General features: G+C 71.4%; 18 protein-coding genes and 1 riboswitch. Of the genes, 4 read left to right on the plus strand and 14 right to left on the minus strand.

The features are described 5' to 3' along the window. Positions 1-178: 178 nt before the first annotated feature. From ABZ434_RS26860 to ribD, 10 genes are all read right to left on the minus strand, one after another. Complete coding sequence (locus ABZ434_RS26860; protein WP_359141969.1) at positions 179-1276, minus strand: hemolysin family protein; 1098 nt, start codon at positions 1274-1276, stop codon at positions 179-181. Next, entirely contained in the window at positions 1273-2643 is a 1371-nt protein-coding gene (locus ABZ434_RS26865) for a hemolysin family protein (RefSeq protein ID WP_359141971.1), read from the minus strand. Before ABZ434_RS26865 ends, ABZ434_RS26860 begins: the two co-directional genes overlap by 4 nt. 184 nt (positions 2644-2827) lie before the next feature. Further along, complete coding sequence (locus ABZ434_RS26870) at positions 2828-3280, minus strand: PH domain-containing protein (RefSeq protein WP_359141973.1); 453 nt, start codon at positions 3278-3280, stop codon at positions 2828-2830. Positions 3281-3302: 22 nt separating this feature from the next. After that, positions 3303-4151 (minus strand): ATP phosphoribosyltransferase, encoded by an 849-nt coding sequence (gene hisG, locus ABZ434_RS26875; RefSeq protein WP_359141975.1) that lies wholly within the window; start codon positions 4149-4151, stop codon positions 3303-3305. A 59-nt stretch (positions 4152-4210) separates the two neighbouring features. Continuing rightward, positions 4211-4483: a phosphoribosyl-ATP diphosphatase gene (locus ABZ434_RS26880; protein ID WP_018524273.1), complete on the minus strand. Its 273-nt coding sequence runs from the start codon at positions 4481-4483 to the stop codon at positions 4211-4213. A gap of 35 nt (positions 4484-4518) precedes the next feature. Beyond that, positions 4519-5004, minus strand: coding sequence for a 6,7-dimethyl-8-ribityllumazine synthase (gene ribH / locus ABZ434_RS26885; RefSeq protein ID WP_148016350.1), 486 nt, complete (start codon positions 5002-5004; stop codon positions 4519-4521). Positions 5005-5052: 48 nt separating this feature from the next. After that, positions 5053-6351 (minus strand): bifunctional 3,4-dihydroxy-2-butanone-4-phosphate synthase/GTP cyclohydrolase II, encoded by a 1299-nt coding sequence (locus ABZ434_RS26890; protein WP_359141977.1) that lies wholly within the window; start codon positions 6349-6351, stop codon positions 5053-5055. Further along, a complete protein-coding gene (locus ABZ434_RS26895; RefSeq protein ID WP_359141979.1) occupies positions 6348-6992 on the minus strand; it encodes a nicotinamide mononucleotide transporter family protein in 645 nt (214 codons plus the stop codon). Before ABZ434_RS26895 ends, ABZ434_RS26890 begins: the two co-directional genes overlap by 4 nt. Beyond that, on the minus strand, positions 6989-7606 hold the full coding sequence (locus ABZ434_RS26900) for a riboflavin synthase (RefSeq protein ID WP_359141981.1): 618 nt from the start codon (positions 7604-7606) through the stop codon (positions 6989-6991). Before ABZ434_RS26900 ends, ABZ434_RS26895 begins: the two co-directional genes overlap by 4 nt. After that, on the minus strand, positions 7607-8707 hold the full coding sequence (ribD, locus tag ABZ434_RS26905; RefSeq protein WP_359141983.1) for a bifunctional diaminohydroxyphosphoribosylaminopyrimidine deaminase/5-amino-6-(5-phosphoribosylamino)uracil reductase RibD: 1101 nt from the start codon (positions 8705-8707) through the stop codon (positions 7607-7609). It lies immediately after the preceding gene. A gap of 155 nt (positions 8708-8862) precedes the next feature. Further along, positions 8863-8993, minus strand: a riboswitch (FMN riboswitch). Positions 8994-9256: 263 nt separating this feature from the next. On the opposite strand from ribD, the gene ABZ434_RS26910 reads away from it, so the two are divergent. After that, complete coding sequence (locus ABZ434_RS26910; protein WP_359141984.1) at positions 9257-11599, plus strand: chitinase C-terminal domain-containing protein; 2343 nt, start codon at positions 9257-9259, stop codon at positions 11597-11599. Between the two features lie 562 nt (positions 11600-12161). On the opposite strand, the gene ABZ434_RS26915 is transcribed toward ABZ434_RS26910, so the two are convergent. Next, entirely contained in the window at positions 12162-13337 is a 1176-nt protein-coding gene (locus ABZ434_RS26915; RefSeq protein ID WP_359141986.1) for an ROK family transcriptional regulator, read from the minus strand. A gap of 156 nt (positions 13338-13493) precedes the next feature. On the opposite strand from ABZ434_RS26915, the gene ABZ434_RS26920 reads away from it, so the two are divergent. Further along, positions 13494-14726 (plus strand): MFS transporter, encoded by a 1233-nt coding sequence (locus tag ABZ434_RS26920; protein ID WP_359141988.1) that lies wholly within the window; start codon positions 13494-13496, stop codon positions 14724-14726. A 150-nt stretch (positions 14727-14876) separates the two neighbouring features. Beyond that, a complete protein-coding gene (locus ABZ434_RS26925) occupies positions 14877-16271 on the plus strand; it encodes a solute carrier family 23 protein (RefSeq protein ID WP_359141989.1) in 1395 nt (464 codons plus the stop codon). A gap of 5 nt (positions 16272-16276) precedes the next feature. Here the strand turns inward: ABZ434_RS26925 and ABZ434_RS26930 are convergent, their stop codons facing one another. Continuing rightward, positions 16277-17380 (minus strand): glycoside hydrolase family 6 protein, encoded by a 1104-nt coding sequence (locus tag ABZ434_RS26930; RefSeq protein ID WP_359141990.1) that lies wholly within the window; start codon positions 17378-17380, stop codon positions 16277-16279. A gap of 185 nt (positions 17381-17565) precedes the next feature. Here ABZ434_RS26930 and ABZ434_RS26935 point away from each other — a divergent pair, with 185 nt between their 5' ends. After that, entirely contained in the window at positions 17566-18258 is a 693-nt protein-coding gene (locus tag ABZ434_RS26935) for a DUF5995 family protein (RefSeq protein ID WP_359141992.1), read from the plus strand. A 32-nt stretch (positions 18259-18290) separates the two neighbouring features. On the opposite strand, the gene ABZ434_RS26940 is transcribed toward ABZ434_RS26935, so the two are convergent. Both ABZ434_RS26940 and ABZ434_RS26945 read right to left on the minus strand, forming a co-directional pair. Beyond that, the gene (locus ABZ434_RS26940) at positions 18291-19223 is read right to left on the minus strand and encodes a GNAT family N-acetyltransferase (protein WP_359141994.1); all 933 of its coding nucleotides are present in this window, start codon (positions 19221-19223) and stop codon (positions 18291-18293) included. Next, on the minus strand, positions 19220-20844 hold a 1625-nt coding region (locus tag ABZ434_RS26945), incomplete at its 5' end, for a peptidase C14 (protein WP_359141996.1). The genes ABZ434_RS26940 and ABZ434_RS26945, both read right to left, overlap by 4 nt.

Raw genomic sequence — 20844 nt, forward strand, 5'->3', positions numbered from 1 at the left:
CCACGACCGGACCGGGCTCGCAGGGACCGGGGCGCGAGGCCGGCAGAAGCCTCCCGAGGCCTGAGGTCGCCGCCCCCGGCGGCCGGAACAACCGACGGCCGGGCACGCCACGCGCCCCAGAGCCTCTCGCCACGACCGGACCGGGCTCGCAGGGACCGGCCCGATCCGGACGGGAGACCTAGCCGACCAGGGCGGACAGTTCGTCCGAGCCGGTCTGCCGCTCCTCGGTACGGCGGGGCTCCGCGACCCGGTGGGCCGGGTCCCGCACCTCTCCGACGAGCATCTCCAGTACGTCCTCCATGGCGACCAGGCCGAGCACACGTCCCGAGGCGTCGGCGACCTGGGCCAGGTGCGTCGCCGCGCGGCGCATCACGGTCAGGGCGTCGTCCAGGGGCAGTTCGGCCCGCACGGTCGCCATCGGACGCCACACGTGCTGCGGCACGGCCCGCTCGCCGTCCTCCAGGTCCAGGACGTCCTTGACGTGCAGGTAGCCCATGAACGGGCCGCCGCCCTCGGCGCAGACGGGGAAGCGCGAGTAGCCGGTCCGCACCGTGAGCTCCTCGATCCGGCGCGGGGTGACGGAGGGATCCACCGTCACCAGGGCCGCCCGGCGAAGGAGCACGTCGGTGACGGGCCTGCTGCCGAGCTCCAGGGCGTCCTCCAGACGTTCCTGCGCCTCCGGCTCCAGGAGCCCGGCCTGTCCGGAGTCCTCGACGAGCCGGTTGAGCTGCTCACTGGTGAAGACGGCCTCCACCTCGTCCTTCGGCTCGACGCCGAAGAGCCGGAGCACCAGCCGTGCACAGGCTCCCAGCGCCGAGGTGACCGGACGGCAGAGGCGCGCGAAGCCGACGAGGCCGGGGCTGAGCCACAGCGAGGTCTTCTCCGGGGCGGCCATCGCCAGGTTCTTCGGAACCATCTCGCCGACGACGAGATGGAGGAAGACGACGAGGACGAGCGCCAGCACGAAGCCGAGCGGGTGGATCATCCCGTCGGGCAGGTGCGCCGCGTGAAAGACGGGCTCCAGCAGACGGGCGACGGTCGGTTCCGCGACGGCGCCGAGGGTCAGCGAGCAGATGGTGATGCCGAACTGGGCGGCCGCCATCATCTGCGGCAGGTTCTCCAGGCCGTACAGCACCTTGCGGGCCCTGCTCGAACCGGCTGCCGCGAGCGGTTCGATCTGGCTGCGGCGCACCGAGACGAGGGCGAACTCCGCCCCGACGAAGAAGCCGTTCGCCAGGACGAGAAGTCCGGCGAGGAGCAACTGGACCAGGCTCATCGCGCCACCTCCAGGACCCGGCGGGACGCCCGCGTTGCGGCAGCCGGTGCGGACGGCTCGGCCAGCCGCACGAAGCGCACCTTCTCGGCCCGGTAGTGGCCGACCTGACGGACGGCGATCCGCCAGCCGGGCAGTTCCGCCCGGTCACCGGGGGCGGGGATCCGGCCGAGCAGGTCGGCGACCAGCCCGGCGACGGTCTCGTACGGGCCGTCGGGTACCTCGAGGCCTATCCGCCGCAGGGTCAGCACCCGGCAGCTGCCTTCGGCGTCCCAGGCGGGCCGCCCGTCCTCGGGGGCCGCTGCGGCCAGCTCCGGGCGGTCGGCGCCTTCGGCGTCGTGCTCGTCGCGTACCTCGCCGACGAGCTCCTCGATGATGTCCTCCAGCGTGACGACGCCGGCGGTCCCGCCGTACTCGTCGACCACGACGGCGATCGGCTGCTCCTTGCGCAGCCGCCGGAGCAGCTGCTCGACGGGCAGGGTCTCGGGCACCAGCAGCGGCGGCACGGCGATCCGGCCGGCCGGGGTGCGCAGGCGGTCCCGGGCGGGGACGGCCAGCGCGTCCTTGAGGTGGATCATGCCGACGACCTCGTCGATGCGCTCCCGGTATACGGGGAAGCGGGAGAGGCCGGTGGCCCGGGTGAGGTTGAGGACGTCCTGCGCGGTCGCGGAGGACTGGAGGGCGCTGACCTTCACGCGTGGGGTCATCACGTGCTGGGCGGTGAGCCCGGCGAGCGACAGGGTCCGTACGAAGAGGTCCGCGGTGTCCTGTTCGAGCGTGCCGGCCTCGGCCGAGTGCCGCGCGAGGGAGACCAGCTCGCCCGGCGTACGGGCGGACGCCAGCTCCTCGGTCGGCTCGACTCCCAGGAGCCGCACCAGCCGGTTGGCCGCGGTGTCCAGCAGCCCGATCACCGGGCGGAAGACCCGGGTGAATCCCAGCTGGGGCCCGGCGACGAACCGTGCGACCTGGAGCGGCTTCGAGACCGCCCAGTTCTTCGGTACGAGTTCGCCGATGACCATCTGGACGGCGGCCGCGAGCAACATGCCGATGACCACGCTGATGCCGGGAACGACACCGTCGGGCAGGCCGGTCAGGGACAGGGGGCCGTGCAGCAGCTGGGCGAGCGCCGGCTCGGCGAGCATGCCGACCACCAGTGAGGTGATCGTGATGCCGAGCTGGGTGCCGGAGAGCTGGAAGGAGAGCTCGCGCAGGGCGTCGACGACGGTTCGGGCCCGTCGGTCGCCGTCGGTGGCGGCGCGCTCGGCGTCCGCCCGTTCCACCGTGACGAGCCCGAACTCGGCTGCCACGAAGAATCCGTTGGCGAGGATGAGAAGGAATGCCGCACCGAGGAGCAGCAGGGGGGTGGTCATGCCGCCGCCTCCACGGAAGGGGCGGCGCAGGTACTACCGGACGATCCGTCCATTGCTGGAGGGAGTCACTCCTTGGGTCGCAGGAAAGCCTCGCGGGCCTCGGGGGCCTCTGGTGCGGGGCGGGGCGCACAGGGCGCCGCCACCCTCCAGAGTAATCAACGTGAGGCCGTACGGGGCAGGGGGCTCAGCGGTTGTCCGTGCCGGTGCCGCGGTTCTCGGCGAGGGCGCGGAGGATTCGGGCGTCGCGAACGGCCTGTGCCTTGGCGATTCCGGGCTGGATGCCGAGGGCGGGCATGCTGGTCCCGTCGCTGAGGTCGAGGAAGACCCACGGGTCACCCGCCCGCAGGTTGACGCGCACGATCTCCGCCCAGGACAACCGCCGGGTACGGGTGAGATTGACGACCGTCACCCCGCCGTCGTCCGCCACGATCTTGGGGCGGCTGAGGAGTGCCAGGACGCCGAAGAAGAGCAGGGCGGTGAAGACGAAGCTGGCCCGCTCTCCTCCGCTGAGCTGTTCCAGGGTGAAGGCGACGACGGTGATGACGGCGAACATCGCCGCCCCGACACTCAGCAGGACCACCCGGGTGAGGGTGGGCCGGAAGGTGACCGGGAGGGCGGGGAGCGCAGGGGCTGGCATGGTCTGCTTCCGTCTTCCGCCGTCAGAGGCGGCAGGCGTGGATGGCCGTGGTCAGGATGGCGCGGGCGCCGAGGTCGTACAGATCGTCCATGATCCGCTGCGCCTCCTTGGAGGCGACCATGGACCGGACGGCGACCCAGCCCTCGTGGTGCAGCGGGGAGATGGTCGGCGACTCCAGGCCCGGGGTGAGGGCCACGGCGCGCTCCAGGTGCTCGACGCGGCAGTCGTAGTCCATCATCACGTAGCTGCGGGCCACCAGGACGCCCTGGAGCCGGCGCAGGAACTGCTGGACCTTGGGGTCGTCGCCGGGAGCGCCGGTGCGGCGGATGACGACCGCTTCCGACTTCATGATCGGCTCGCCGATGACCTCGAGTCCGGCGTTGCGCATGCTGGTGCCGGTCTCGACGACGTCGGCGATGATCTGGGCGACACCCAGCTCGATGGCGGTCTCCACCGCACCGTCGAGGTGGACGACGGAGGCGTTGACGCCGGTGTCGGCCAGGTGCTTGGCGACGATGCCCTCGTAGGAGGTGGCGATCGTCATTCCGTCGAAGTCCTGAGGCCCGGCGGCGGTGCCGGGCTTGGTGGCGTAGCGGAAGGTGGAGCGGGCGAAGCCGAGCTGGAGGATCTCCTCGGCGTCGGCGCCGGAGTCCAGCAGCAGGTCGCGTCCGGTGATGCCGATGTCGAGGCGGCCCGAGCTGACGTAGATCGCGATGTCACGCGGACGCAGGTAGAAGAACTCGACCTGGTTCTCGGGGTCGACGAGGACGAGTTCCTTGGACTCCTTGCGCTGTTTGTAGCCCGCCTCATGGAGCATCGCCATCGCAGGCCCGGAGATAGCACCCTTGTTGGGGACGGCGATGCGCAGCATGAGGTCGGGTTTCCTTTGCGACAGGGGTCGGGTACGTCGGGCGGATGCGGAGGTCGTGCTCAGAGGTGGGCGTAGACGTCGTCGAGGGAGATTCCGCGCGCGACCATCATCACCTGGACGTGGTAGAGCAGTTGCGAGATCTCCTCGGCGGCGGCGTCCTTGCTCTCGTGCTCGGCGGCCATCCAGACTTCGGCGGCCTCCTCGACGACCTTCTTGCCGATGGCATGCACGCCCTTGTCCACCAGTTCGGCGGTGCGGGAGGTGGAGGGGTCGCCGTTGGCGGCCTTGAGCTGCAGCTCGGCGAAGAGCTCTTCGAAGGTTTTGTTCGCCATGATGTCCTTAAGAATACGGGGTCCCGGACCCGCACTCAGCGCCAGGGTTCGCTGACGGAGCGCAGTGTGGTGGCGGTGGCCACGGCGGCGGTGACCGCTTCGTGCCCCTTGTCCTCGTTGGACCCGTCCAGGCCGGCCCGGTCGAGTGCCTGCTCCTCCGTGTCGCAGGTGAGGACACCGAAGCCGACGGGGACGCCGGTGTCGACGGCGACCTGGGTGAGGCCGTTGGTCACGCCGTGGGACACGTATTCGAAGTGCGGGGTGCCGCCTCGGATGATCACACCGAGAGCGACGATCGCGTCGTACCCACGACCGGCCAGCACCTTCGCGACGACCGGGAGCTCGAAGCTGCCGGGGACCCTGAGCAGGGTCGGCTCGTCGATGCCCAGCTCGTGCAGCGCGCGCAGTGCACCGTCGACGAGTCCGTCCATGACCTTCTCGTGCCACTGCGCCGCGACGACCGCGACGCGCAGGTCACCGCAGTTGCGTACGGACAGTTCGGGTGCGCCCTTGCCGCTCATGTCTCTCCTACAGCTCGTTCGGGAATGCGTACGGGAAAATTCGGGTGACTACTGGTTTGCGCAGGTCGACGCGGTAGCGGCGTCGAGCCAGGGCAGGTCGTGGCCCATGCGGTCGCGCTTGGTGCGCAGGTAGCGCAGATTGTGCTCGCCGGCCTGGACGGGCATCGGCTCACGGCCGGTGACGGCCAGGCCGTGCCGCAGGACGGCGGCGGTCTTCTCCGGGTTGTTCGTCATGAGCCGCAGGCTGTGGACACCGAGGTCCTTGAGGATCTGGGCCCCGGCCGCGTAGTCCCGGGCGTCGGCGGGCAGGCCGAGCTCCAGGTTGGCGTCGAGGGTGTCGACGCCGCGCTCCTGGAGTTCGTACGCGCGCAGCTTGGACAGGAGGCCGATGCCGCGGCCCTCGTGGCCGCGCAGATAGACGACGATGCCGCGGCCCTCCTCCGTGATGCGCCGCATCGAGGCCTGCAGCTGGGGGCCGCAGTCGCAGCGCTGGGACCGGAAGATGTCGCCGGTCAGGCACTCGGAGTGGACCCGGACCAGGACGTCCTCGCCGTCCCCGATGTCGCCGTGGACCAGGGCGACGTGCTCGACGCCGTCCACGGTGGAGCGGTAGCCGTACGCGGTGAAGGCGCCGAAATCGGTCGGCAGCCGCACCTCGGCCTCGCGGCGGACGGTCGGCTCGGAGGTCCGCCGGTAGGCGATCAGATCCTCGATGGAGATGATCGTCAGCCCGTGCTTGCGGGCGAACGGGACCAACTGGGGCAGGCGCAGCATGACGCCGTCCTCCCCGGCGATCTCGACGATCGCCCCGGCGGGCCGCAGTCCGGCCAGCCGGGCGAGGTCGACGGCGGCCTCGGTGTGTCCGTTGCGCACGAGCACTCCGCCGGAGCGGGCTCGCAACGGGAAGATGTGGCCGGGGCGCACGAAGTCGCCGGCTCCCGCCGTACCGCCGGCGAGCAGCCGGAGCGTGGTGGCACGGTCGGCGGCCGAGATGCCGGTGCTCACGCCGTGGGCGGCCGAGGCGTCGACGGAGACGGTGAAGGCGGTCTTCATCGACTCGGTGTTGTGCTCGACCATCTGCGGCAGTTCGAGCCGTTCCAGCTCGTCGTTCTCCATGGGCGCGCAGATGAGTCCGCGGCACTCGCTCATCATGAAGGCCACGATCTCGGGCGTGGCCTTCTCCGCCGCGATGACGAGGTCGCCCTCGTTCTCCCGGTCCTCGTCGTCGACGACCACGACGGGGCGGCCGGCGGCGATGTCACGGATGGCCTGTTCGACGGGGTCGAGGGAGAGGTCCTCGACGGGCGCGTCGTGTTCCCGGTGCAACCAGGTGGGCTGGGCAGTCATGCCGTGGCTCCTTCCAGAGCGGGTGTCCGCGTACGCAGCCACCAGTCGCGCATGCCCCACAGGACGAGGGCCCCGTAGACGACGTAGATGAGACCGGAGAAGGCGAGACCGCTGTGGAAGTTGAGCGGTACGCCGACCAGGTCGACCAGGAGCCAGGCGAACCAGAACTCGACCATCCCGCGGGCCTGGGCGAGCATGGCCACGAGCGTCCCGGCGAAGATGTACGCGTCCGCCCACGGGCTCCAGGAGAGCGAGGGGAACGCGGTGAAGAGCCCGCCGACCGCGAGGGTGCCGAGGGCGGCACCGCCGAGCAGATAACCGCGCTCGCGCCAGGTGGCGAACCGTACGGCGATGGAGCCGTCCTGGGCCTGCTGCCGGCCGCGGGTCCACTGCTGCCAGCCCCAGACGGCCACGGCGATGACGATGAGCTGCTTGCCCACGCTGCCGGCCTGGTGGACGGAGACGTTGGCGGCGACCAGCACGACGCCGGACAGGAGCTGGGCGGGCCAGGTCCAGATCGAGCGGAGCCAGCCCAGGGTCAGGGCGATCAGACCGATCGTGTTGCCGATCATGTCGGACCAGATGATGTGCTGGTCGAAGACGGTGAACGCCTCCGAGTTCAGCCAGTGCAGTGCACTCACTTCGCCGACTCCCCCGGTTCCTGCGCGGAGTTGCCGAGCAGCCGCTCGACGTACTTCGCGATGACGTCCACCTCGAGGTTGACCGGGTCGCCGGGCTCCTTGATGCCGAGCGTGGTCAGGGCGAGGGTGGTGGGAATGAGGCTGATGGTGAAGTAGTCGGGTCCGGCGTCCACGACGGTCAGGCTCACCCCGTCGACGGTGATCGACCCCTTCTCCACCACGTAACGGGTCAGGTCCGCCGGCAGGGAGATCTTCACGATCTCCCAGTTCTCGGAGATCTTGCGCTCGAGGATGCGGCCCGTGCCGTCGACGTGGCCCTGGACGATGTGTCCGCCGAGCCGGCCGCCGAGTGCCATGGGGCGTTCCAGGTTGACCCGGGAGCCCGTGGTCAGTGCGCCGAGGCTGGAGCGGTTCAGCGTCTCGGCCATCACGTCGGCGGTGAACTCGTGCTCGCCGAGGTCGACGACGGTCAGGCAGACGCCGTTGACGGCGATCGAGTCGCCGTGTTTCGCGCCCTCGGTGACGACGGGACCGCGCAGGCGGAATCGTGAGGCGTCGTCGAGCTTCTCGACGGCGGTGATCTCACCCAGTTCTTCGACAATTCCGGTGAACACTCAGATTTCCTTCCGGGCGGGGCCGGGGACGGCGGTGATGCGCAGATCGGAGCCGATGGACACGGTCTCGGTCACATCGAGCCGCAACGCCTGGGCGATGGTGGAGATTCCGGCGTCGGCGAGGGCCGCGGGGCCGGCGCCGAGGAGGACGGGGGCGAGGTAGCCGACGACCCTGTCGACGAGCCCTGCCGCGACGAAGGCGCCGGCCAGGGTCGGGCCGCCTTCGAGGAGTACGGAGCGGACGCCGCGTCCGTGGAGGGCGGTGAGGAGCGCGGACAGGTCCAGTCCGCGGCCGCCGGGCGCGCGCGGCAGCCGCAGGACGGCCTCGTCGGGGAGGTGGCGGGCGTCGGCGTCCTCGGCGACGGCGACCACGGTGGGCGCGGTGTCGTCGAGGACCCGGGCGCCGGGCCGGACGGCGGTGGCGGCGGTGTCCACGACGACCCGCAAGGGCTGGACGGCGCCCTCGATGCCCCGGACACCGAGCTGGGGATCGTCGGTGCGGGCGGTGCCGGAGCCGACCACGACGGCGTCCGCTTCGGCGCGCAGGCGATGGACGTCGGCGCGGGACTCGGCGGAGGTGATCCAGCGGCTGGTGGCGTCGGCGGCCGCGATCCGGCCGTCGAGGGTCGCCGCGTACTTCCAGGTGACGTGCGGGCGGCCGAGGCGCACCGAGGTCAGCCAGGCGGCGTTGACCGCTTCGGCCTCCTCGCGGAGCAGGCCCTGCTCCGCCGTGACCCCGGCAGCGCGGAGGGTGTCCGCACCCCCTGTGGCCTGCGGGTTCGGGTCGCCGACCGCGTACACGACACGAGCGATCCCCGCCTCGATGAGGGCCTGGGCACAGGGGCCGGTGCGACCGGTGTGGTTGCAGGGCTCGAGGGTGACGTAGGCCGTACCCCCACGGGCCTTCCCGCCGGCCGCGCGCAGGGCGTGGATCTCGGCGTGCGGCCCGCCGGCGCGCTGGTGGAAGCCCTCGCCGACGGGGTGTCCCGTGGCGTCGAGGACGACGCATCCGACGACCGGATTGGGGCTGGTGGAGCCGAGACCGCGGGCGGCGAGCGTGATGGCTCGGCGCATGGCGGTGATGTCGGCTGCGGTGTCCACCGGGTCCTCCTGCCTCTTCGGGCACGGACTCCGGGGCCTGTCGATGACGACAGATGAAGCGGAACGCTGAACAGGGACGCCGAACGCCCGAAAAACGGATGGATCGGTTGCCCGAAAACCATCCGCCGACGGCGGCGTACCCGCGAAACGGCCCGCCGCGCACTGCCTCCCATCCGGACTTTAACCGTCGGTCCAGGAATCTCACCTGGTCAACCGGCCGCTGGATGCGGACGGGTCGCGGACTATAACCGCCGGTTCGGAATTGCACCGACCCCGGAGTGCGCTGCTGCTGGTACACGATCAGTGTGCCACGAGTGGCCGTGACCCATACGGGCGAACGCTGTGGAGTGGCTCACAGACAGGCCGTGACAAGGCTCTTTTCGGACACCCACATTTTATTGGTCCAGACCTATTGACGCACTGGTCTAGTCCTCTTAATCTCTGCGTCACCTCCGAGGAACGGTTCCGCGGTGTGCGCACACCCGGGTACCAACACGACCCACCCCCTTGTCAGTTGTGTTCTGCCGACCTCCCCAGGAGGAACCGAACGTGCTGTCCCCCACTCGCGCGAGAGCCACGCTCCTCGCAGCCGGCGCCGGTGTCGCCGCCCTGCTGATCGGCTCACTCGTCGCCACCCCCTCGCAAGCCGCCGACCAGGAGTCCTGTCGCCCCGACGGGCTCTACGAGACCCCGGGCGTGGCCGTCCCCTACTGCTCCGTGTACGACTCCGAGGGCCGCGAGAAGATGGGCGCCGACCACCCGCGGCGGGTCATCGGCTACTTCACCAACTGGCGGACCGGCAAGGACGGCAAGCCCGCCTACCTCGCCTCCGACATCCCCTGGGACAAGGTCACCCACCTCAACTACGCGTTCGCCCACGTCGACGGTTCCAACAAGATCTCCGTCGGCGCCGACGGGCCGGAAAACGCCTCCACCGGCATGACCTGGCCGGGCGTCGCCGGCGCCGAGATGGACCCGGGCCTCCCCTACAAGGGCCATTTCAACCTGCTCAGCAAGTTCAAGAAGCAGTACCCGAACGTGAAGACGATGGTGTCGGTCGGCGGCTGGGCCGAGACGGGGGGCTACTTCGACGACAGCGGCAAGCGGATCGACTCCGGCGGCTTCTACTCGATGGCCACCAACGCCGACGGCTCGGTCAACCAGAGCGGGATCAACACCTTCGCCGACTCGACGGTCGGCTTCATCAAGAAGTACGGCTTCAACGGCGTCGACATCGACTACGAGTACCCGACCACGATGAAGGACGCGGGCAACCCGCTGGACTGGACCCTCTCCAACGCCCGCCGGGCCGGACTGGTGAAGAGCTACGCCGCGCTGATGAAGACGCTGCGCGAGAAGCTCGACCGCGCCTCCGCCGCCGACGGCAAGCACTACCTGCTCAGCGTCGCCGCGCCCTCGTCCGGCTACCTGCTGCGCGGCATGGAGACCTTCCAGGTCCAGAAGTACCTGGACTACGTCAACATCATGTCGTACGACCTCCACGGCGCCTGGAACGAGTACGTCGGTCCGAACGCCGCCCTGTTCGACGACGGCAAGGACGCCGAACTCGCCCAGGCGAGCGTCTACTCGACCTCGCAGTACGGCGGGACCGGCTACCTCAACACCGACTGGGCCTACCACTACTTCCGCGGTTCGATGCCGTCCGGCCGCATCAACATCGGGCTGCCCTACTACTCCCGCGGCTTCAAGAACGTCCAGGGCGGCACCAACGGCCTCTGGGGCAAGGCGGCCTCCACCGAATGCCCGGCCGGCGCGGGTCTGACCAAGTGCGGGGACGGTGCCGTCGGCATCGACAACCTCTGGCACGACCAGGACACCGCGGGCAAGGAGGCACCGGCCGGCTCCAACCCGATGTGGCACGCGAAGAACCTGGAGAAGGGCGTCGTCGGCGACTACGTCACGGACTACGGATTCCCCGCCGACACGAAGCTGACCGGCACCTACGTCCGCAACTACGATTCGACGCTGGTCGCGCCCTGGCTCTGGAACGCCGAGAAGAAGGTCTTCCTCTCCACCGAGGACGAGCAGTCGGTGAAGGCCAAGGCAGACTACGTGGCCGCCAAGGGCATCGGCGGCACGATGATCTGGGAGCTCGCGGGCGACTACGGATGGAACGCCGCGAAGGGCCAGTACGAGCCCGGCTCCACGCTCACCTCGACGATGTACGACACCTTCAAGTCCGCCGCTCCGTACGGTGCCGAGCGCTCCACCATCGACCTGCCGGCCAAGGCCCTGGACATCGACGTCTCCTTCGACCAGTTCCCGCTGGGTGACTCCAACTACCCGATCAGCCCCAAGCTGAAGATCACCAACAACACGAAGGCGACGCTGCCCGGCGGCACGGAGTTCCAGTTCGACTACGCGACCTCCGCCCCCGCCAACGCCAAGGACCAGTCCGGTTTCGGCACCACGATCGTGCGCAGCGACCACACCGCCGCGAACAACATCGGCGGGCTGAAGGGCGACTACAACCGCGTCTCGCTGAAGCTGCCGGCCTGGCAGACGATGGCACCCGGCGCCTCGGTCCAGGTCGACTTCACCTACTACCTGCCGACCTCGACGCCGTCGAACTGGACGGTGACCTTCGGCGGGCAGTCCTACGCCTTGGCCGCCGACCTGGCGCGCGGCACGACGGTCGTCGAGCCGGGCGGCTCCACGCCGTCGCCGGACCCGACCGGCACGACCGGGCCGAGCCCGGACCCCACGGGCGGCGCCTGCGCCGCGGCGGCCTGGAGCGCGTCGGCCGAGTACGGCGCGGGGGCGACGGTCAGCCACGGTTCGCACCAGTGGAAGGCCAAGTGGTGGACGAAGGGCGAGACGCCCGGATCCACGGGCGAATGGGGCGTGTGGCAGGACCTCGGCACCTGCTGACCCCCACCGGGGCGGGGCCCGCGGCCTTCCGGGGCGCGGGCCTTGTCCTCAATCGCCGGACGGGCTTGTTGTGCGGGTGCCTGCCGGGCGGCGCTGGGTTCCGGGGTGCGGGTTTTGTCCTCAATCGCCGGACGGGCTTGGTGGTGCGGGTGCCCCGCCTGCGGCGCCTGTGTCCGGTGGGTGGGGGTCCGGGGTCCCTCCGGGGCGTCTCCTCAGACGACGAACGTTCCGCGGGTACGCGAGGGACCCGGGTATCCGTTCGTCGTCCTGCGGGGACTCCCCTGCACGCCCCCGGACCCGGCCGCCCTGCGTCTGCGACGGTTGATTCGCCGGGGTGCACACGCCGGCGAGAGCGGGTGGGGACGTGCAGGGCAGTCCCCGCAGAAAATGGCGTACGACCCGGGTACGAGTGCGTCGTCGGGTGCACACGCCATTTTTGAGGAGTCTGCCCGGAGGGGCACCACCCCCACCCACCGGACAACAGCGCCCCGCGGGGACCCCGCACACAAGCCCGTCCGGCGATTGAGGACGGAACCCCGCACCAAGGAACCCCGCACCAACGTCACGGCGGGGCGAACAACGAGTCCTGCGCCGCCTCCCGAGCCGCGAGCACCGCGCCGTGGAGGACCGCTGTGCCGCCGAGCCGGCCGGCTCTGACCTCGGTCCGCAGCGGGGACATCATGGCCAACCGCTCCTCCACCCGCGCGGCCAGCGCGTCGCCGCCCGCCGAACCGACCTCGCCCGCCAGTAGCACGCAGCCCGGGTCGAGGACCGAGGCCACAGCGGCGACGCCGAGGGCGAGGCGGTCGGCAAGGGTGTCGAGGAAGCTCTCGCTGTCGCCCTCTCCCGCGAGGGCCGCCCGCACGGCGCCCGCCGCGCCCGGCTCCTGCCCTCCCGCCCGCGCGGTGATGCCGTGGGCGGCGGCCAGTTCGCAGAGCGGCGCCGAGCCCACGAGGGAGTGGAAGCCGCCGTCACAGTTGACGGCCGAGGGCACCCCGATCGTGCCGGGAACCGGCAGGAAGCCGATCTCGCCGGCACCGCCCGACGCGCCGCGGCGCAGCTTCCCGTCCAGCATCACGGCCGCGCCGACGCCGTGGCCGAGCCAGAGCAGGACGAAGGTGTCATGGTCCTGGGCGGCTCCGACACGGTGCTCGGCGACCGCGGCGAGATTGGTCTCGTTCTCGACGAGCACGGTCGCCGGCAGACGCTGCTGGAGCGCCCGCACCAGCCTGCGGTGCCAGGCGGGCAGGCCGGTGGTGTCCCGCAGTTCACCGGTGACCGGGTCGATGAGACCGGGGGCTCCGATGCCGACGCTGTGCAGGGGCGCCGTTCCGGCTGCGCGCGCCGTGCGCTCCAGGAGGGCGACGGCCTGTTCCACGGCGTCGTCGACGGCGGTGTCGCCGCCGATCGGCAGGGTCGCTTCGGCGAGGGTCACACCCAGGAGGTCCGCGACGACCACGGCGACGCTGTCGGTGCGCACGTCGAGACCGGCCAGGTGCGCTCGGTCGGCGACGATGCCGTAGAGCCGGGCGTTGGGCCCGCGGCGCTCGGCCCCGGCCTCCCCGACCACGTGGACGAGTCCCGCGCCCTGCAGCCGTTCGACCAGGTCGGCGACGGTGGGCCGGGAGAGCCCGGTCAGGGTCTTCAACTGGGTGGCCGTCAGCGGGCCGTCCTGCTGGAGGAGGCGCAGGGCGAGCCGGTCGTTGATGGCCCGGGCGGTGCTCGGTGATGCGGGCATGCCGGGATCCTTCCAGATCACCGCCGCGGTGCGGGACCAGGCGGTCTATTTATCAGGCAGGGTTCCTGATAGTTTACTGCCCGCATCGTGGAGTAGGGCGCCAGGGAGCGTCACTGACCGCGCGGAGAGAGCGTTTCCAGGGGAGGGCACAGCGGTATGACGACGGATTCCACGACTACGGGCTTCGACACACGAGAGGTGCGGCGGGCCAGGTACGCCATAGCCGCGGTCTTCACCGTGCACGGCGCGGTGACCGGCAGTTTCGCCACACGGGTGCCCTGGATCCAGGACCACGCCGGGGTCAGCGCCGGGCAGCTCGGCATCGCCCTGGCCTTCCCCGCGATCGGCGCCTCGCTCGCGATGCCGCTCGCCGGCACGGTCAGCCACCGCTTCGGAGCCAGAACCGCGCTGCGCGGCCTGCTGGCCCTGTGGACACTGGCCCTGATCCTGCCCGCCCTGGCGCCGAACCTGCTGACGCTGTGCGCGGCACTCTTCGTGTACGGGGCGTCCGCCGGCATGTCGGACGTCGCGATGAACGCGCTCGGTGTCGAGGTCGAGAACCGCCTCGACAAGTCGATCATGTCCGGGCTGCACGGGATGTGGAGCGTCGGCGCCCTCATCGGTTCGGCGGCGGGCACCGTGGCCGCCCATGTGGGGGCCGACGCGCGGCTGCACCACACGGTCGTCGCACTCGTCCTCACCGTCCTCGGCCTGATCGCCTGTCAGCGGGTACTGGATTTGCGCAGCGAACCGGACGAGGAGCCCCCGCCGCGTTTCGCGCTGCCGCCGAAGTCGGCGCTGATCATCGGCGCGGTCGGTTTCTGCGCGGTCTTCGCCGAGGGGGCCAGCCTGGACTGGTCGGCGGTCTACCTGCGTGACGTACTGGACAATTCGGCGGGGCTGGCGGCCGCGTCGACGACCGCGTTCGCCCTGACCATGGCCATCGCCCGGATCGCGGGCGACCGGATCGTCGACCGCTTCGGTGCGGTGCGGACCGTGCGGACCGGCGGCATCCTCGCGACGGTCGGCGGGGTCATGGTGGTCACCGCCCCGAACGCGGCCCTGGCGATGTCCGGTTTCGGGCTGATGGGGCTCGGCATCGCCGTGGTCGTCCCGCTCGCCTTCGCGGCGGCCGGGCGCAGTGGTCCGAACCCGAGCCAGGCGATCGCGGGCGTCGCCACGATCACGTACACCTCGGGGCTCATCGCCCCGTCCGCCATCGGCTCGCTGGCCGAGGCCACGTCGCTGGTCGTCTCGTTCGGTGTGGTGTCGGTGCTGGCGTTCGGACTGGTGCTCGGCGCCGGGGTGCTGCGGGCCGGCGACCGCAAGCCCGTGGCGTCCTCGGACGCCGGTGCCGCGAGCAGGGCGGCGGCCGCGCCGCGGCCCTGAAGTGCAGTGGGCCGGGCTCCGGGCGTCCGCATGCCCGGAGCCCGAACGGGAAGCCGTCCCGCTCCGGCACTAACATGGCGCTGATCTTTTCCGCGGTGGCGCCGTGCCCGACGAGGCACCGGGTCCCGCACCTACACACAGGGAGCAACCATGGGCGGCCTCGGCGTGCGCTGGACCTTGCACGGCGACGGGAAGACGCCCGCACCGGGCGCGGTGGTCCGCCCCGACGAGCGGCTCTCCTGGCCCCGGACCTTCGGCCTCGGCGCCCAGCACGTGGTCGCCATGTTCGGCGCGTCGTTCGTGGCCCCCGTGCTCATGGGCCTGGACCCGAACCTGGCGATCATGATGTCGGGTGTCGCGACGGCCATCTTCCTGCTGGCCACCCGCGGCCAGGTGCCCAGCTACCTCGGCTGTTCGCTCTCCTTCGTCGGCGTCGCCGCGACGATCCGTGCCAGTGGCGGCAGCAGCGCCGTCGTCACCGGCGCGGTGTTCGTGGTCGGCGTGGTGCTCTTCTTCGCCGGTCTCGCCGTGCAGCGCTTCGGCGCACGGATCATCCACGCGGCCATGCCACCCGTGGTGACGGGCGCTGTCGTCATGCTGATCGGGTTCAACCTGGCACCGGTGACCGCGTCGACGTACTGGCCGCAGGACCAGTGGACAGCGCTGCTGGTGATGCTGTTCACGGGACTGGCCGTGGTCTGTCTGCGCGGCTTCTTCTCCCGTATCGCGATCTTCCTCGGTCTCGTCTTCGGGTACGTCCTGTCCTGGCTCCTGGACCGGGTCTTCGGGAAGATCCACTCTCCCTCCGGCGGAGCCGAGGCCGTGGACCACTGGCGGCTGGACCTGTCGGGGGTCGGGAAGGCCGACTGGGTCGGGCTGCCGTCGTTCCACGCCCCGAGCTTCGAATGGTCCGCGATCCTGGTCGCGCTGCCCGTCGTCATCGCGCTGATCGCCGAGAACGCCGGCCATGTGAAGGCCGTGGGGGAGATGACCGGCCGCTCCCTGGACGCGAAGCTGGGCACCGCGATCGCCGCGGACGGCGCCGCCTCGATGCTGTCGACCGCTGTGGGCGGGCCGCCGAACACGACGTACTCCGAGAACATCGGGGTGATGGCCGCGACCCGGGTGTACTCCACCGCCGCCTACTGGGCCGCCGCCTGCTTCGCCCTGCTGTTCGGTCTGTGCCCCAAATTCGGTGCGGTCGTCGCCGCCATCCCCGGCGGGGTGCTCGGCGGCATCACGGTGATCCTGTACGGCATGATCGGGCTGCTCGGCGCCCAGATCTGGCTCAACGCCAAGGTGGACCTCCGCAATCCGCTGAATCTGGTGCCGGCCGCAGCGGGCATCATCATCGGGGTCGGCGGGGTCAGTCTGAAGATCTCCGACAACTTCGAGCTCAGCGGAATCGCGCTCGGCACCATCGTCGTGATCACGGGCTATCACGTGCTGCGGGCCTTCGCCCCGGCGCACCTGAAGACGCAGGAGCCCCTTCTGGACTCCGGCACGTCCGCGTACGACGAGGAGCCGCCGGCCTCCGGGACCTGATCCCGTCAGCCCGTGGCCAGCTGGTAGGCGTAATCAGGGGTGAAGGACCCCGCCGCGCCCTTGCAGCCGTCGGACTCGCCGGGCAGTTTCACCCACAGGTAGGCGTCGATGCGGGGCTCCCCCGTGTCGGTCGTGGGTGTCCGGCCCAGCGCCCGGCCCGCCGGATCGCACCACTCGCCGGCCCGGGGCGGCCCGTTCCCGTTGCGGCTGGTGTCGATGACGGCGCCGAGCCGCGCCGGCCCGCCGAGGGCGGCCAGCACCCGGCGGGCGTATCCCGCCTCGTCGGCGGTTCGGTGGAAGTTCGACACGTTGGTGAAGATGCCGTCGCTGCTGCTCGCCGCGCCCGCCGCCCGGAGCGCCGCGGCCTGCTTCGAGGCCGCGTGCCAGCCCGAGTGACCGCCGTCGAAGTAGACCCTGGTCTTCGGACCGGCCGCGTGCAGGGTGCGGCCGGCCCGGGCCAGTGAGGCGTAGCGCGCCGCCCGGTCACCGGACGAGAGGCAGTCGGCGAGCGCGATGGCGTCGGGTTCCAGGATCACGATGACCGGCCCGCTGCCGAGTCCCGCCGCGAACTCCCGTATCCACGCGTCGTACGCCGCGAGGTCCGGCGCCCCGCCCTGGGACGCCCCTCCGCAGTCCCGGCCGGGGATGGCGTAGGGCACCAGCACCGGCGTCCGGCCCGCGCGGGCCGCGGCCGCGGTCACCGACCGGACCTGGCCGGTGACGGTCCCCGGGTTGTGGGCGGCGAACCAGACGGCGGCGGGCTGCGCCGCGATCCGCGTCTCGATCAGCGGGCGCCGCGGGTCTTCGCGGTGGCCGGCGACCCAGTCCAGGACCTGGGAGGCGGGGTGGCGGTAGAGCCGGCCGTCGGGCGGGGCCGCCGCGCCGCGGGGCATCGGCTTCTTCGAGGGGCGGGGCGCACGTGAGGCGGTGGGTGCCGGCGGCGGACTCGGCGAGGCGGCCGTCGGGCTCGGCACGGCGGGCAGGGGCGCCACTGTGGGCGACGCCGTGGTGTCGGGGCGGGCGGTGGTCCGCTCCTCTTCCCCTGCGACCGCGGAGATCACACCGGCCGCTGTGCCCGCGGCCACCACGGCCGAGGCGACGACGGCCATGACCTGACGGCGCGCACGGCGCCTGCGGTGTCTGAACTCCTCCCGTGCGAGACGGCGTTGTGTGCGTACGCCCGACACTCCTCGTTCCCCTCCCCGGCCCCGGCGGTGCTGTCGCCGTTCCCCCATTGCGATGAACCGGCGGCTCCCGGGTGCCACGGCGAGCCTACGGCTGGGACGCTGCCCCCATGGCGCAGTTCGAGCAGTTGGACCAAGTCGCGGAGGGACCCGCCGCCGAGGCCGCGGGGACCGGCACGGGCACCGTGACCGAGCGGATGCGCTCGTTCCGTCCGTCGGCGGCCCGTGGCGAGGACGGGATCGCCGTCTTCCACCGCGTCTATCTCGCCGCCCTCGGCGCGCAGGCCGGTGAAGCGTCCGGGGTACTGGCGGCACGCCTGTCGCACCGGTACCTCTGCGCCGTCGACGCCACGGCGGCCGGCCACCGGGTCCCGGAGTGCTGGCGCCCGCTGTTCCAGTTCCGTCGCCACCCCGGCGTACGGCCCCTGCAGTTCGCCCTGGCGGGCATGAACGCGCATGCCGGCCACGACCTCGCGCTCGCCGTCGTCGACACCTGTCGTACGCTCCGCTGCGCCCCGGGGGACCTGGAGGAGGAGTTCGACCGGGTGGGCGACCTCCTGCTGATGATGGAGGAGCGGATCGGCGAGGACCTGATGCCGGGTCCGGAGCGGCTGGAGATTACCGACCCGCTCACCCATCTGGCGGCCAGCTGGAAGCTGGAGCGCGCCCGCGAGGCCGCCTGGTCGGCGGCCCGGGTGCTGTGGCGGCTGCGCGACGTACCGGCGCTGGCCGCGGAGTTCGGGCAGCGACTGGACGCGGGGGCGGGGCTGGTCGGGCGCTGTCTGCTCACGCCCTGGCGCTGAGACCCGGCCACCGGAGCCGGGCGCCCCGCCGCTCAGAAGCAGTCGCCGTACCAGTGGACGGCCCCCGGCGCCGTCACGGTGGCCCGTACGGCCGCGTCCGTGGCGTGCAACGGCCGTGCCATGCCCACGCGTTCCGTCACCTGACGGGCATCGGCCAGCAGGGCGGGAAGGGCTGCCGTCACCCCCGGGCCGCCGGGGATCCGGACCCGCGCCCGGGTCAGCCCCGCTGCCCGGCCACGTGAACCGACGGCGGCGAACAGTGCGCCGAGGCTCTCGGCCGCGCCCGCGAACTCGCGCACTTCCACGCGGTCCTCCACGTGCTGCGCCACGATCCAGCCGGTGAGCGCCCCCGAGGCGGGGTCCACCGCCACGAGCGGCCGTTCGGCGGGGCCGTACCAGGCGGGCAGCCGCACCGTCCAGTCCTCGGGTGCCCGTAGTGAGCTGAGCGGACGGGTCCTGTTGTACGCGTCGTGCAGCGCCACCACCTCCGCGTCGTCCTGCGGCGTTGCCACGCGGACCGGGGAGGTGGCGGGAACGGCCGAGGGGGCGAGTGTCCCCTCGGTGTACGTACTGGCGAACTCCTCCCAGCCCGAGCCGCGGTAGACAGCGGGCGTGCCCGTGAACAGCAGGGACCATGCGCACTGTTCAGCGGTCATGGTGCGCGCCGCCGCCGCGAGCAGCAGCCTGATCAGCCCCCTCCCCCGGGCTTCGGGCCGGGTGGCGACGCTGCCGATGCCGCCCACGCGCTGCGGGGAGCCCGCCGCGTCGCGGATCAGCCTCGGTACGTAGACGACGACCGCGTCGATCCCGTCCCCTTCGGCGTTCTCCGCGACAAAGGTGTGGCGGTGGCGTCCCGGGTCCAGGGCGTGCAGGTCCGAGAGGTGCGGGGCGACGAAGCACCGGCGCCACAGGGCGGCCAGGGCGGGGTCGTCGGCGGCTGTCGTGGTGCGGACGAGGGCGCTCACAGGATGAGGTTTCCGTCCGTGCGCACGGTGGCGCCGGCCGGGGGCATCGCGCTGCGCCGCGTGCCGTCCTCGACGCAGGTGGTGTGCAGGACCGAGGTGAGGGCGTCCGCGGCGAGATGGAGGATGCCGCCGGTGAAGCGGCTGCCCGTTGCCGCGTAGTGGTTCGTCCCTTCGGCGATGCGGATGTGTGCGGTGCCGGCCTCGGTGGCCGTGCTGCTGAGGCCGGTGATGTCCCAGGTCGTCGCTCCCGGGCCGGCCGCGCGGCCGAGCAGCGTCCGGGCCTTGTTGCCGCCCGTGAACCGGGCACCGCCGGTCACGGTGATCCGCTGGTCGCGCACACCGCTGAGCTCGATGCCCGTGTCGTCGAACGTACCGCCGTCGATGCGCAGGTCCGCGGAACCGACGGAGAGCGGGGCCGCGTTCTCGGCGCCGGTGACCGTGCAGTCGGTGAAGTGGACGGGGCCGGCGCCGCGCAGGATCGCGCCGTCGACGCCCCGGAACGTGCAGCGTACGAAGTGGACCGGCGTGGTGACCGGCGTCTGGACGAGGACGGCGCCGGCGGGCGGTTCGAAGGAGCAGTCGCTGATGGTGGTCGGCCGGGTGGAGCGGGCGGAGCGCTGGGCGACGGCGAAGGCCTTCGCGGTGCAGCCGCTTATCTGCGCCCCGTCGGCGTTCACGGTGAGGGTGCCGGCCTGGTCGAAGGTGGGGCGCGCGATCACCGTGATGTCCTCCAGGGTCAGGTCGGTGATCTTCGTGTTGGCGGTGAACCAGGAGCACACGTGTCTGCGTACGGTGATGCGCTTGGCCGAGATGCCCCACTGGGCACCTGAGTTGGCGATGTCCATCAGTCCGGAGTTGCCGTCGAAGAGCAGGTCGTGCTCGTACTGGCCGTGGGTGGTGAAGGGGTTGCCGCCCGCGTCGTCGCCGTCGCCGTGGCAGTTCACGACGGTGCAGTAGGCCGAAGCGGTGAGGTCGTTGAGGTGGCGCACATTGCTGCTCGTGCAGTCGGCGACCCGCCCGTACAAGCAGTAGATCTGCTGGGTGAGGTAGCCCGCGCCGCCGTATTCGACGGTGGGCGGGTTCTTCAGGGAGCAGTCCTCGGTCCGGAAGCGGGTGCACCAGCGGCGCATGATGACGGGCCAGAACGTGCCGGTCGCGTGGATGCCGGAGACGTCGCAGCCGACGGCGTACTCGAAGCTGACCGGGTGGGAACCGGTGTACTCGTCGGGTCCCGCGCCTTCGAAGACCATGTTGCGGATGTGGGTGTTGCGCACGGGCTCGACCCGGGTCCAGGTGAGGGTGCGGCCCTCGGTGAGCTCCCAGCCGTTGAGGTAGCCGATCCGGATGTGGTCCGCGTCGATGATCTCGGTGATCTCGACCAGTTTCTGCAGTTCGCGCTCGTCACCACCGCCGCCCGCCACGGGGTCGACCTGCACGGCCCACCACTGGCCGGCCTCGAACGCCTTGGCGTCGGGCACCGGGAAGGTGTCGGTGAGTTCGATGACCCGGCCGTTGAGGGTGTGTCCGACGGTGGTGTCGGTGACGGTTCCGCGGAAGGAGAGGACGGCGCCGAAGGGGTTGTCGTGGGTGTTCTTCTCGATGCCGGTGGTGTGGATGTGGT

The organism is Streptomyces sp. NPDC005761 (genome assembly GCF_040630635.1).
In the GTDB taxonomy this organism is placed as follows: domain Bacteria; phylum Actinomycetota; class Actinomycetes; order Streptomycetales; family Streptomycetaceae; genus Streptomyces.